Below are 12,546 nucleotides of genomic sequence, written 5' to 3' on the forward strand. Positions count from 1 at the left end.
GGGCCAGACCGCGCACTCCGGCTGACCCGAATGGTGAACAATTCGAACCCCATACCGACTAACCGCCGCTCGGCATCGGCGCAGGGGCGATGACATCGAAGACATTGGGCAGGCCCGCGGCATAGCGCCGGTCATCCTCGGCGCGGATCCCCTCGAGCAGCTTCGGCGGCGAATAGTCCGGCAACCAGCAGCGCCCCTCGCGCGCGCCCGCCTGGTCGAGAATGCCGTTGACGGCGATGCGGGCGGTCTCCATCGCGCTTTCCTGCGAGTCGACCGCGGTGGAATTACGGACCGCGCCACCGGCGAGGAACAGATTGGGAATCGCGCCGACCGGGGCCGGCCGCGGGCTGCGGCCCGCGTTCCCGAGCGCGTCTCCGGCCCGGGTATCAGTTACCTGCCAACCCGAATTCGCCCACCGCAGTGTGGTGTGCGGGGTCCAGCCCACGAAGTTTCCCGGCCGGAACGCATCCGCCATGCCCGCGTATCTGATCAGGAATTCGCGCAGTTCGACGAGGGTCTCTTCCTGGGTCAGTTGCAGCATCGGCTTGCCGTACACGGTGCCGGGTACCGAGAACAGCGAGGTGGAGAAGATCTCGATATCGAGTGCGGCCCCGGCCTCGCCGGACCCGTACCGCCGCAGATCTCGCTGCCAGATGGCGTTGACGCCGCCGAGGAACATGTACCACTGATCCTGTGGTGCGATGAATCCGAGAGTGACGTCCAGCTCGCGGAAGAACAGCTGGAAGCCGGTCTCGTAGGCGGGCACCACATTCCACGCGTCACGCAGCCCACTGTCGGCAGCGAGCAGATCGGGTGTGAACACACTCTGCATCCGGTCACCCGGTATCGCCACAACGAAATAGTCCGCCTGCACCCCGATCGCCCGGCCCGCCGGATCCCGGACCGTAGCACCGACGATCCGGCCGCTGTCGAGGGTGAGCTCGGTCAGCGTGTGCTGCAGGTTGAACGAGGCGCCATGCGATTCCAGGTACCGCGCCCACGGATCGAACCACACCTCGGTTTCCGGACCGTCGAAGCAGATCCCGGCCGGAAGGGCCGACGTCGCAGCGGGATTCAGGCCCCAGTAGTACCCCGGCCGCCCTTCCGCTGTTCGGAAAATGGGCTCGATGAAGAAGTCCTTCAGCGCATTCGCCGATCCGCCTTGGTCTTTGGCGTCGCTGCCGAGGCAATGCTCTATACCCCAAGGGATCCACGCGGCATTCGGTGACATCTGGTCGGTGCGGAAGAATTCGCGCAGGGTCATGCTGTCGAGCTGGCCGCGACACCTGGCCGGCCCCGACGTGATCCAGGCGGCTGTCTTACTGGCCAGCAATGCCGCGTCGGCCGGAGTGTAGCCACCGAGCTGAGCGAAAGCCTCCAGGAAGTATTGCGGGTATTTCTCGATCGGCATGCTGCGGATCGCGGCGGCCGTCAGCGGAAGTGGGGCGTTGAGCCTCGTCTGGCCGATGGCGATCGGAACACGTTGTCCCTGAGTGCCCGCCGGAACTCCGGGATTCTCCGGAATGAACGCGGCGCGATCGAACACGCTGCCGCCCCGGCCGTCGGGAATTCGCTTGAGCGTTTCGGGCAAGATCGCGTAACTCGGCAGGATGAAATGCTGGGCACTCATCTCGAAGGGATACGGAGAGCTGCCGGGCGGGTTGGTGTAGGCCCGGACCATTCCGCCGAGCCGCTCGTTCTTGTCATACACCGTGACCTGGAAACCACGCTCCGCCAATTCGTGTGCCGCCGCCATTCCCCCGGGTCCGCCACCGAAGACCGCGACCCGCCGCCCACGCGCCGGGTCCGCGCCCGAGCGCCCAGGTCCGAGCAACGCGGAGACCGGGCCCACCATGGCCGCAGCCGCGATCCCGGTCAGCACCCGTCGTCGAGGCAATACCGCAGGACGCGAAGCGCCGGGCGCCGCCGTACTTACTGGCAGCTCACCATGTTCTTCCATACAGTGCAGGCCTTTCCCTATGCAGCCGTCATGTTCTGCCAAAAGCCGTTTCGTCCGTGAACCACACCTCGTTCGGGCGATCGGCGATGGGCCGGCATGTGTCCGGTGACACATTCGACCACTGGAGGTTCAAGGCTTTGTGTTCAGAATCAGGACACTTCTTTTCGGCGCAAAGATCGGCCTCGCACTGATCGTGACCGGGGACTATCGCAGACCCAGGAATCGCTCGGCATTCCCGCCGACATAAGTGCCCCGCTTGGCGGACGTAAGGAAGTCGCTCTTTACGGATAGTCGCTGCCAAGCATCACCGGCTCGGGCCCGACGGCACCGACGAGCAAACGTAGTGCGCGCTCGCAGAAGACCTCGGAGTCCATGTGGTATCGCTCAGCCCAGCATGCTGGTCAGCTTTCGGGCCGACCCGCCCCTGGACTTCCGGGCGCCGAGACCCATCTGTCGATCGGGCCGTCCATCCGGGCCTGCCGGGCAGGGCATCGGGTCGCGCTCACGACCGCCGCGGAACGGGTCGCGCGGCTGGCCGAGGCTCACTCCGCCGGAAAACGGCAAGCAGAACTGATAATGCTGGGCCGTATTCCACTGCTCGTAGTCGACGGGGTCGGATACATCCCCGTTCGAGTCCGAGGCCGCGAATCTGTTCCTCCAGCTGGTCTCGTCCCGCTACGAGCGCGCGAGTTTGATCGTGACCAGCAACAAGCCCTTCGGCAAAGCGCACATGTTCGGGCGGACCTGTGTCAGGCAGCGCCGAAACATCACGAGTTCCGCTGGACGGCTCAGGGTTTCGCCAGCCACGTGGGCCCGTGCCGGTCGTAGTCCTCGGCCAGTTCGAGCATGTCGGGGTCGTCGATGGTCCGGGCGCGGCGGATGAGCTGTTCCAGCAGCGGCCACGCCTGGATATGAGCGAGGAGTTCTGCGATACGCAGATAGTCGTCAGGGTCGACCGCGTCGAGATACGCCGAGACGAGCGGTTCGAGCACGGGCCAGAGTTTATGCCGAGGGATCCGGTCGACGGCCTGCCGAGCGGACAATGCATACGCGTGGGTCAGGGATAAGTCCACGAGCTGTGGCAGCAGTTCGAGGCTGTCGTCGGAGAACGTCGCCAGGTAGCTGAGGGCGGTCGCCCGCTGCCAACTGTCGGCGGCCAGGGCGCCTTTGAGGATTTCGGTCCTGTTCTTCGCGTTCTGATAGAAGTCGGCTTGCCTGCGGTTCAGCTCGCGTTTTGCTGCGACGAACGCATCCCACAGCTCTTGATCGGGCGACGGAGTGCTCATGATTGCTCCAAGGGCCGGGCAGGCGTACTGATCGACGTAGTCCGAGAGATGAATTATGACCCATTCGGGTCCACACCGAAGGCCCAGCGACGAGCTACACATGGCGGGCTACGGAACGGAGTAGACCGATGCCGCACCCTCGACGACCGGGGTGGGCAGACCGGCCAGGCGGTGCGGGGCGAGGAGCTCGGCGACCTGCTCCGGGGTGAGCAGGCCGAGTTCGACCGCGATATCGCCGACGAACTGCCCTGTCAGCAGAGCCTGTTTCGCGATGGCGGCGCTCGCGGCGTAGCCGATATGCGGGGCGAGGGCGGTAACGATGCCGATCGAGCGGCGGACACCGGCTTCCAGGTGCTCCTGGTCTGCGGTGATGCCGGAAACGCACTTGGTCGCCAGCGCGTCGGCCGCCGCGATGAGATGGGTGGTCGTCTTCAACAGACTGTAGGCGATGATCGGCTCGAAGGCATTGAGCTGCAATTGTCCTGCTTCGGCGGCCATGGTGACGGTCAGGTCGTTGCCGATGGCTTCGAACGCGATCTGATTGACCAGTTCGGGGATCACCGGGTTGACCTTGCCCGGCATGATGGACGATCCGGCCTGCCTTGCGGGCAAACGGATCTCACCGAAACCGGTGACCGGACCGGAGGACATGAGCCGCAGGTCATTGCAGGTCTTGGACAGCTTCACCGCGACGCGCTTGAGGATGCCCGATACCTGCACGAACGCCCCGGCGTCCTGGGTGGCCTCGATGAGGTTCTCGGCCGGAGTCACCGCCTCACCGGTGAGCTCGCTCAGAAAGGCGCAGGCGAGCGCGGAATACCCTGGGTGACCGTTGATTCCGGTGCCGATCGCGGTACCGCCGAGATTGCTCTCGCACAGCAGCGGGATGGCCTCTTCGAGTCGCAGGCAGTCCTCGCGCACCATGAGCGCGAAGGTGCCGAATTCCTGTCCGAGGGTCATGGGGACGGCGTCCTGCAACTGCGTGCGCCCCATTTTGATGACTCCGGCGAACTCGCCGGCCTTCTGCTCGAAGGCGTCCGCGAGGCGGTGCAGCGCGGCGACGAGATCCCGGATATGGCGCACCACAGCAACATTCACCGCGGTCGGATACACATCGTTGGTCGACTGACCGAGGTTCACATGATCGAGCGGATCGAGTTCGCCGTAGTTGCCGCGGGCGTGGCCGAGCAGTTCGAGGGCACGGTTGGCAATGACCTCGTTGACGTTCATGTTCGTCGAGGTGCCCGCCCCGCCCTGGATGGGGTCGATCGGGAATTGATCGTGCAACTCGCCCGCGCGTATTTCCGCACAGGCGCTTTCGATCGCCGCGGCACGGCGGTCATCGAGCACTCCCAGCTCACGATTGGCGCGGCAGGCGGCGAGTTTCACCGAAGCGAGTGCGACGATCAGAGCCGGGTAGTTTCCGATGCGGTCGCCGGTGACGGAGAAGTTCTCCAGCGCGCGAGCGGTGTGGACGCCCCAGTAGGCCGCGCGTGGCACCGCCACCGCACCCAGGGAGTCGCTTTCGAGTCGAGTGTCGGTCACCGGTAGCTCCAAGAGTTCGAGTCGTTGTCGGCCGCCCGGGACGAGACCGCCGGTGCGGCAGGGTTGTTCGCGAGTTCACCGAGTAGGTTCGTCACCATCCAGTGCCGCAGCTCGGCACCGCCGAATCCGTGGTCGACGAGGTAGGAGAGCTTGGCCAGTGCCGCTTCCCTGGTCATGTCGCCGCCGCTCAGCGCACCGGCGTCGAGTAGCGCGCGTCCGGGTTGATATCGGTCGAGATCCACTGAGCCGCTGTCACATTGACTGATCACAACCACCGGGGTCCCCCGTCCGGTCGCGACGCGGACGGACCCGGCCAGGTCGGGTGCGGTGCCCGCCCCGTAGCACTCGAGCACCAGGCCGCCGCGGTAATACCGAAGGGCCGCGTCCAGCAGCTCCGCGTGCATGCCGGGAAATATGGTGAGCAGACCCACCGGCGCACCCGCCCCGTGCCGGATCGGGAGCGCGGGCGGCACCGGCGGCGGCGTGCAGTCGCGGATGGTGGTGAAACCGTCGTAGTCCTCGATCGCCCGTTTGGAGGCCCGTACCGCCGGATGCAGCTTCGAACCGAAGGCCAGATAGGTGGCTGGCGCAGGCTGCCCGACGATCGTCGCCAACGCCAGGTGCAGGTTGCTGCGCGCGTCACTGCCCGGCTGTCCCAGCGGAATCTGCGCCCCGGTCAGCACCACCGGGGTCGCACTGTCGCGCAACTCGAACGCCATCCGCGCGCCGATGTAAGCCATGGTGTCGGTGCCGTGAACGACGATCACGCCGTCCGGTTCATCGGAGGCGATACCCGCTCGAACCGTCGCGGCGATGCGGCACGCCGTACCCGCCTCGGCGAGCGCGCTGTCGATAACCTGATCGAACTCGCGGTAGCGGACATCGACGCAAACCCCTGCAGCCGACTCGAATTCGGCGACCATCTCCGAGATCTCGGCCGCCAGACCCGCGCGGGGCCGCATCCCGGCCCCGCTGTCGACCATCCCGAAGGTCCCACCGGTATAGAGAATCCCGACACGGACCGGGTCGGAACTCATGAACGATCCACCGGCGCAAGCACATCGGCGGCGAGCCTGCCCCGCACCCGGAACCACCCGACCACCATCGCGACCACCACCGCCAGGAACGCCACCACGGTGATCCGCCCGATCTCGGCATCGAAGCACATGAGCAGCACGACACCGGCCAGAAACACCAGGGTGGCGATGTTCAGCACCGGAGCGAACGGCAGCCGGAAGGCCGGTCGCACATACTCGCCGCGCTCGGCTCGGCGCACAAAGATCCAGTGACACACCATGATCGACACCCAGGTGCCGACAATGCCCAGCCCCGCCAGGTTCAGCACGATCTCGAAAGCCTTGTGCGGCAGCACGAGATTCAGCACGACACCGGCGATCCCGACCACACTGGTGATCAGAATGCCGCCGTAGGGCACGCCATGGCGGTTCATCCGCGCCGCGAAGCGCGGCGCGGTGCCGGCCACGGCCATCGAACGCAGCGTGCGCCCCGTCGCATACAGACCCGCGTTCAGACTCGACATAGCGGCGGTGAGCACGACCAGGTTCATGACGTCGCCGGCATGCGGAATACCGATCGAACTCATCACCGTGACGAACGGGCTCTCGCCGGCGGAGTACGCCGTCCACGGCAGCAGCAGCGTGAACAGGATGACCGAGCCCGCGTAGAACAGGATGATCCGCCACATGATCGAGTTCACCGCACGCGGTACCACGGCCTTCGGATTCTCCGACTCGCCCGCCGCGACTCCGATCAGCTCGGTACCGCCGAAGGCGAACACCACACCCAGGGCAATGGTCAGCATCGGGGCCAAGCCCTTCGGGAACAGGCCGCCGTTGTCGGTGATCGTGGAAATGCCTGGGACATTCCCATCGATCGAAGTGCCGGTGACGATCAACCCCACGGCGACCAGCATGAAGATCACGATGGTCGCGACCTTGATGAGCGCGAACCAGAATTCCAGTTCGCCGAACAGCCGCACCGAAACCACATTGAGCGCGACCACCACTGCCAGCGCGATGAGCGCCAGCACCCACTGCGGCACCGGCACGAACATTGCCCAGAAGTGCGCGTACAGCGCCACCGCGGTGATATCGGCGACCAGCGTGGTCGACCAGTTCAAAAAGTACAGCCACCCCACGGTATAGGCGCCACGCTCGCCCAGGAACTCCCGCGCGTAGGAGACGAAGGCTCCCGACGAGGGCCGATACATGACCAGCTCGCCGAGCGCTCGCACCACCATGAAGGTGAAGATGCCGCACACGATGTAGACGATCGCCAGCGACGGGCCGGCCAGCGCCATGCGCCCACTCGCGCCGAGGAACAGCCCGGTGCCGATGGATCCGCCGATGGCGATCATCTGCATATGGCGTTTGCGGAGCTGTTTGTGATAGCCGGCATCGCCGACGTCGACTTTGGCTGCCGACGCGTCGGGCGCCGGCAGTTCGTCGTGGTGCTGCATGGGAACCTTCCTCGGCCGAATCCAGCCCGCGACGGCGGCGACGCCAACCTGTCTGGCTGTAAGACAGGCAGACAGTAACGCGGGTCACAACGTACTGTCAACGCACCCCCGACATGCGGTAGCCCGACCACTTTGACGCCGTATGACCCGCTCTGGATACTTGGTCGCGTGACGGTCGACGAGGGACAGGTGCAGCGCATCGGCGCTACAGAAGCGGTCTTCCGGCGACTCAAGAGCCTGATCCAGGGCACGCAGTACGCGGTCGGCGACCGGCTGCCGGGCGAACTCGCCCTGGCCAAGGAGTTCGGCGTGAGCCGTCCCGTGGTGCGCGAGGCACTGCACGCCTGCGCCACCCTGGGGCTCACCGAAACCCATACCGGCCGAGGCACTTTCATAATCTCGAAGAAGGAGAGCCCGCGGCTGACCTTCGCGGGTGTACAGGCCGCGGATCTCATCGAGGCCCGCCGCCTCATCGAGATTCCCGCCGCCGGGTACGCTGCCGAACGCCACACCCCGCAGCAGCTGGCCCACCTGTTCACCCTCTTGGCCGAACTGTCCGACACCACCGACGCCCGCGAATGGGTGCGCTACGACGGCGAATTGCATACCGCCATTGCGGCCGCGAGCGGAAACGCCATGCTCACGACCTTCGTCGCCGACACCCGCCGCGCGCTCGACCCGCAGTCCGAATTCCTCAATGTCACCCAGGATCGTCGCGCCGACTCCGATCGCGAGCACGAGGCGATCGTGCGGGCCATCGAGGCGGGCTCGCCCGAGCAGGCGCGGGCGGCGATGGCCGAGCATCTGGAGCGAGTGGCCGAGACCATCGCCCGCATCGGCGACTGACCGCGGGCCGCCGACCGGCGGGGTAGAAACCGCAAACTGGCGGATGGTCGATCCGCCCATCGCGCCGCGACGCTGGATCCATGACCTCGGTACAGCCGTCGCAACAGACATCCTCGTCACCGCGCGACGACACCGCGCCGACTCCGTCCGATTCCTCGATCGGACGGCTGGTCGGCGTGGACCTGGCTCGGGCGCTGGCCGTTTTCGGCATGTATGCCGTGCACGTCGGCCCGCCACTGTCGGCCACCCACGGCGTCGGCGGCTGGATTCGATATCTGGTCGACGGGCGTTCCTCGATTCTGTTCGCCACCCTGGCCGGGTTCTCGCTGGTGCTCATCGCCGGACGCCGGCCCAAGACCGGCCGGGCGGGTCGGCAGGCGAAGGCCCGGATCGCGATCCGGGCCCTGATTCTCATCGCGCTGGGCACCCTGATGACGGTGTTCTACGGGGACGTGGTGATCCTCGCCTGCTACGGCTGCTATTTCCTGCTGGCCCTGCCGCTGGCCCGGCTGCGGGCCGAGACGCTCGCGATCATCGCGGCCGCGCTCGCACTCAGCACGCCGCAGCTCGCGTACCTGCTGCGATCGGCGCTGACCGAGCCGGTCCGGCAGGCCATCGATGCCTACGACCCCCTCGAAAGGATCAGTGGCGTGGGCGTTGTCGATCTGGCGCTCACCGGCATGTACCCGACGATCACGTGGATGTCGTTCATCGTCGCCGGCATGGCGCTGGCCCGCCTCGACCTGGCCTCGGGCGCCGTGCAGCGGCGCGTGGCCGCACTCGGCGCGACCCTCACCGTCCTCGGATACGGCTCGTCCCGGCTGCTCGGTGGCCCCGACGCACTGAAGAGCACGGCGGAATCCGGCCCCGACAGCGGTGCGATGCCGCCCGTCGGCAGCGAGGCCATCTCGCAGATGCCGGCCTCGTCGCTGTTGGCGGCCGGACCGCACAGCAACACGACATTCGACATCATCGGCAGCGTCGGATTCGCGATCCTGGTGATCGTGGGCGCGACAGCGGCGACGGAGTACCTGCCGCGGCTACGCCGCATGGCCGGGCCGCTCATCGCCGTGGGCGCGATGTCCCTGACTGCCTACGTCGGCCACTTCGTCGTGATGTCCGCACTGGCCCTGCCGCCCGGCAAGTCCGGCCCGCCGTCCGCGGCCTCCTGGACCCCGCTGCTGGTATTGATCCTCGGGGCCATGGTGTTCGCGACGATCTGGTCCCGCTTCTTCCGGCGCGGGCCCCTGGAGTATCTGCTCAACGCGACCACCAGGCCCGCCAAATATCTGCGCTGAGGTCAGAGCCGGCTCGGCGCCGCGGCCAGCAGGAGTTCGGGTTCGAGGCAACTGCGGCGGGTGATGAGTGCGGCGGCGCCGCGGACGACGGCGCCGCGTCCCAGCGGCGAGGCGGTGAGTGTGACCGGGCGATCGGCGGCCGCTACGACGCCGGTACCGAGTTCGGCGCGAACACCGGGCGCGAGATCGTCGAAAAACGTTGCGTAGCCGCCGCCGAGCACGACGGTTGCGACATCGCAGATGTTGATCAAGGACGCGAGCGCGGTACCCAGGGCCGATCCGGCGCAGTCGACGGCGGAACGACTGCGCGTGTCGCCCCGATCCAGGGCGCTGCGCAATGTGGCGAGTCCCGGCGTGCCCGCGGCAGCGAGAATCGCCGCCAAGCCCGCGTATTGCTCGACACAGCCGCGGCTGCCGCACGTGCAGTGCCGGCCGCCGCGCTCGACGACGACGTGCCCGAGCTCACCGGCGAAACCGCCGCTCCCGCGAAACAGGCTCCCGCCCATGACGATTCCAGCGCCGATACCGACATCGCCGGACACATGGACGAAGTCGTCACCGGCCAAGCGGTGCGGCCACACGTGCGCAAGGGCGGCGAGATTGGCTTCGTTGTCCACCGCCACCGCGGACTCTCCGAGCGCGGCGGCCAAGCGGTCACCGATCCGGATTCCATTGAGGCCGGGCACGTTCGGGGCGTCCAGGACCGTTCCGTCGCGGACGAGGCCGGGCACGGCCAGCCCGACGCCCAGCAGGTCCGCCCCCGATTCCGTCCTCGCCCCGCGGACGAGCACGGCCAGCCGCTCGATCAGATCCTCGGTCTCGCGGTGCCGGTTGTCGAGGTCGAGACGTCGTTCGAGCGCGGTGGACCCGTCCAGTCGCTGCACGGTGACCGCGAGGTGGGACACGTTGATCTCCGCGCCGATCGCCACGGGAGCAGCCTCCGAAAAGCGCAACGGCCGCGACGGCCGGCCGCGGCCGGTGTTCACCACCGGGTCCTCGGTCAGAATTCGTTGCCGCAGTAGCGGTTCCGCGATGCTGGCGACTGTGGCCTTGGTCAGGCCGGTGCGCTTGGCGAGCTCAGCCCGCGAGGCCGGGCCGTCGAGCACGGCCAGCAGCAGCGCCCGCAGATTTCCGGTGCGCACCTGCCGCAAGTGGGCCGGGCCGGGCCGCGAACTCATCGGCCGAGACACCGCGACCGGGTCGCGAAATCGCCCCCGGCGACCGGTGTCATCCGATCACCGCGCGCCCAGCAGATGTTCCAGCGCCAGTTGGTTCAACCGGACGAACCCGTACCCGCGTTCCCCGGCACGGGCAGGATCGAAGTCGGCCGTAGCGGGATCCGTCAGCAGCTGTGTGTATCCCTCTCCCGCGGCCAGCGTCGGGGTGCGCAGATCGGCGACCCCCGCGACCGACAGTGCCTGCTGCACTTCGGGATCCGCCCGGAAGGCGCCGGCGCGTTCCTTCAGCAGGAGGTAGGTGCGCATATTGGCGGCCGCCGAATCCCACACTCCGGCAATGTCTTCGGTGCGAGAGGGTTTGTAGTCGAAATGGCGCGGACCGTCGTAGGCAGGTGCGCCGCCGGGGCCGCCGTTCTCCAGCAGATCTACCAGACCGAAGGCGTTCATCAGGTCGCCGTGGCCGAACACCAGGTCCTGGTCGTACTTGATGCCACGCTGGCCGTTGAGATCGATATGGAACAGCTTGCCCTGCCACAGCGCCTGCGCGATTCCGTGCGTGAAGTTCAATCCCGCCATCTGCTCGTGCCCCACTTCGGGATTCACGCCGACCAGCTCGGGATGGTCGAGGGTGGTGATGAACGCGAGCGCGTGTCCGACGGTCGGCAGCAGAATGTCCCCGCGCGGCTCATTGGGTTTGGGCTCCAGCGCGAAGCGCAGGTCATAGCCGCGGTCGCGCACGAATTCGGTGAGCAGGTTCAGGCTTTCGCGGTAGCGGTCGAGCGCCGCTCGCACGTCCTTCGCGCAGTCGTATTCCGCACCCTCGCGACCGCCCCACAGCACGTAGGTCCGCGCACCGATGTCGGCGGCCAACTCGACGTTGTGCAGCACCTTGCGCAGCGCGAACCTGCGCACACTTCGGTCGTTGCTGGTGAAGCCGCCGTCCTTGAACACCGGATGAGTGAACAGGTTGGTGGTGACCATCGGCACCACCATTCCGGTGTCGGCCAGCGCCGTGCGTAGCCGGTCGATGCGACGCTGCCGTTCGGCGGCAGTACACCCGAACGGGAACAGGTCGTCGTCGTGGAAGCTAAGGCCGTAGGCCCCGAGCTCAGCGAGCCGATGCACCGCCTCGACCGCGTCCAATTCCGGCCGGGTGGCGTCTCCGAACGGATCTCTCCCCTGCCAGCCCACGGTCCACAACCCGAACGAGAACTTGTCCACAGCAGTCGGCTTCGCCATATTCATTCCTATTTTGTTCAAGTATTGAACTAAGTGTACTGCCCAGACAGGTTGCTGCCCAACAGCAATCACACCGAGGGCAGACGCGGGCATTCCCCACATGAGGGCATTGACGTGGTTTGTCACCGCGGCGGAGCCTGGTCGCATGAACTACAAGCCGCTGCTTCTCGGCGCCATTGCCGCCGCTCTGTTGATTCCTGCGGCGCCCGCGAGCGCCGCCGAACCCATCTATTCCTCAGGGACTTTCGAGCCCTGGCGGGACGGTGCCGACGCCGTCACCTACGACCAGAAACTCGCCCCCGCCGGCAGCCGTGCCATGCTCGTCGCCGTCAGCGACGACGAGAAGACCACGGCGGTCCTGCTCGTCAGCGGGCTGCTCCCCAACCGCGTCTACGGCTCGCACGCGCACCTGAAGCCGTGTGGCGCCAAGCCGGCTGATTCCGGTTTCCACTACCAGAATGTGCAAGACCCGAACGCCAAGGACACCATGTCCATGGACGCGCGATATGCCAACCCGCAGAACGAGCTCTGGCTCGACTTCACCACCGACAAGGACGGCAAGGCCGCACAGGTCGCCACCGTCGAATGGCCCTTCCGTAAGGGCCAGCCCGCCTCGATTGTCTTGCACGAGAAGAGAACCGACACCACTGACGGCAACGCGGGTATGGCAGGCGCGCGGGTCGCCTGCCTGAGTGTCCGCCACTAGTCACTCGTT

Annotated in this window: 10 protein-coding genes and 1 pseudogene; 4 read left to right on the top strand and 7 right to left on the bottom strand. The window is 66.8% G+C overall.

Annotated features, from left to right (window positions below):
• Positions 1-58: 58 nt before the first annotated feature.
• Positions 59-1,897: an FAD-dependent oxidoreductase gene (locus TY25_RS26620; protein ID WP_162184231.1), complete on the bottom strand. Its 1,839-nt coding sequence runs from the start codon at positions 1,895-1,897 to the stop codon at positions 59-61.
• A gap of 513 nt (positions 1,898-2,410) precedes the next feature.
• On the opposite strand from TY25_RS26620, the pseudogene TY25_RS41920 reads away from it, so the two are divergent.
• Positions 2,411-2,699, top strand: a pseudogene (locus tag TY25_RS41920) (ATP-binding protein); the annotation flags it as partial.
• Positions 2,700-2,748: 49 nt separating this feature from the next.
• Here TY25_RS41920 and TY25_RS26625 read toward each other — a convergent pair.
• The 4 genes from TY25_RS26625 to TY25_RS26640 form a co-directional block, all read right to left on the bottom strand.
• On the bottom strand, positions 2,749-3,246 hold the full coding sequence (locus TY25_RS26625; RefSeq protein ID WP_042260440.1) for a hypothetical protein: 498 nt from the start codon (positions 3,244-3,246) through the stop codon (positions 2,749-2,751).
• Between the two features lie 108 nt (positions 3,247-3,354).
• Positions 3,355-4,791 carry an aspartate ammonia-lyase gene (locus TY25_RS26630; RefSeq protein ID WP_042260443.1) on the bottom strand — a complete coding sequence of 479 codons (1,437 nt, stop codon included), beginning with the start codon at positions 4,789-4,791 and terminating at the stop codon, positions 3,355-3,357.
• Positions 4,788-5,828 carry an asparaginase domain-containing protein gene (locus TY25_RS26635; protein WP_052383211.1) on the bottom strand — a complete coding sequence of 347 codons (1,041 nt, stop codon included), beginning with the start codon at positions 5,826-5,828 and terminating at the stop codon, positions 4,788-4,790. The genes TY25_RS26630 and TY25_RS26635 overlap by 4 nt, the downstream gene beginning before the upstream one ends.
• Positions 5,825-7,270, bottom strand: coding sequence for an amino acid permease (locus TY25_RS26640; RefSeq protein WP_042260445.1), 1,446 nt, complete (start codon positions 7,268-7,270; stop codon positions 5,825-5,827). Before TY25_RS26640 ends, TY25_RS26635 begins: the two co-directional genes overlap by 4 nt.
• Before the next feature lie 168 nt (positions 7,271-7,438).
• On the opposite strand from TY25_RS26640, the gene TY25_RS26645 reads away from it, so the two are divergent.
• Complete coding sequence (locus TY25_RS26645; protein ID WP_201773709.1) at positions 7,439-8,116, top strand: FadR/GntR family transcriptional regulator; 678 nt, start codon at positions 7,439-7,441, stop codon at positions 8,114-8,116.
• Between the two features lie 80 nt (positions 8,117-8,196).
• Positions 8,197-9,414, top strand: a complete 1,218-nt coding sequence (locus TY25_RS26650; RefSeq protein WP_172595799.1) for a DUF418 domain-containing protein — start codon at positions 8,197-8,199, stop codon at positions 9,412-9,414.
• A 2-nt stretch (positions 9,415-9,416) separates the two neighbouring features.
• Here the strand turns inward: TY25_RS26650 and TY25_RS26655 are convergent, their stop codons facing one another.
• Both TY25_RS26655 and xylA read right to left on the bottom strand, forming a co-directional pair.
• Positions 9,417-10,592 carry an ROK family protein gene (locus TY25_RS26655; protein ID WP_042260446.1) on the bottom strand — a complete coding sequence of 392 codons (1,176 nt, stop codon included), beginning with the start codon at positions 10,590-10,592 and terminating at the stop codon, positions 9,417-9,419.
• A gap of 57 nt (positions 10,593-10,649) precedes the next feature.
• Positions 10,650-11,831 carry a xylose isomerase gene (xylA, locus tag TY25_RS26660; RefSeq protein ID WP_042260448.1) on the bottom strand — a complete coding sequence of 394 codons (1,182 nt, stop codon included), beginning with the start codon at positions 11,829-11,831 and terminating at the stop codon, positions 10,650-10,652.
• Positions 11,832-11,976: 145 nt separating this feature from the next.
• Here xylA and TY25_RS26665 point away from each other — a divergent pair, with 145 nt between their 5' ends.
• Positions 11,977-12,537: a hypothetical protein gene (locus TY25_RS26665; protein WP_042260456.1), complete on the top strand. Its 561-nt coding sequence runs from the start codon at positions 11,977-11,979 to the stop codon at positions 12,535-12,537.
• Positions 12,538-12,546 lie beyond the last annotated feature (9 nt).

This window comes from Nocardia brasiliensis NBRC 14402, from assembly GCF_000308475.2.
Classification (GTDB): domain Bacteria; phylum Actinomycetota; class Actinomycetes; order Mycobacteriales; family Mycobacteriaceae; genus Nocardia; species Nocardia brasiliensis.

What these genes read in the sequence shown, in the direction of transcription:
- TY25_RS26625 (WP_042260440.1), bottom strand. Translation starts at nt 3,246, where the DNA reads ATGAGCACTCCGTCGCCCGATCAAGAGCTGTGGGATGCGTTCGTCGCA.
- TY25_RS26635 (WP_052383211.1), bottom strand. Translation starts at nt 5,828, where the DNA reads ATGAGTTCCGACCCGGTCCGTGTCGGGATTCTCTATACCGGTGGGACC.
- TY25_RS26640 (WP_042260445.1), bottom strand. Translation starts at nt 7,270, where the DNA reads ATGCAGCACCACGACGAACTGCCGGCGCCCGACGCGTCGGCAGCCAAA.
- TY25_RS26650 (WP_172595799.1), top strand. Translation starts at nt 8,197, where the DNA reads ATGACCTCGGTACAGCCGTCGCAACAGACATCCTCGTCACCGCGCGAC.
- TY25_RS26655 (WP_042260446.1), bottom strand. Translation starts at nt 10,592, where the DNA reads ATGAGTTCGCGGCCCGGCCCGGCCCACTTGCGGCAGGTGCGCACCGGA.
- xylA (WP_042260448.1), bottom strand. Translation starts at nt 11,831, where the DNA reads ATGGCGAAGCCGACTGCTGTGGACAAGTTCTCGTTCGGGTTGTGGACC.
- TY25_RS26665 (WP_042260456.1), top strand. Translation starts at nt 11,977, where the DNA reads ATGAACTACAAGCCGCTGCTTCTCGGCGCCATTGCCGCCGCTCTGTTG.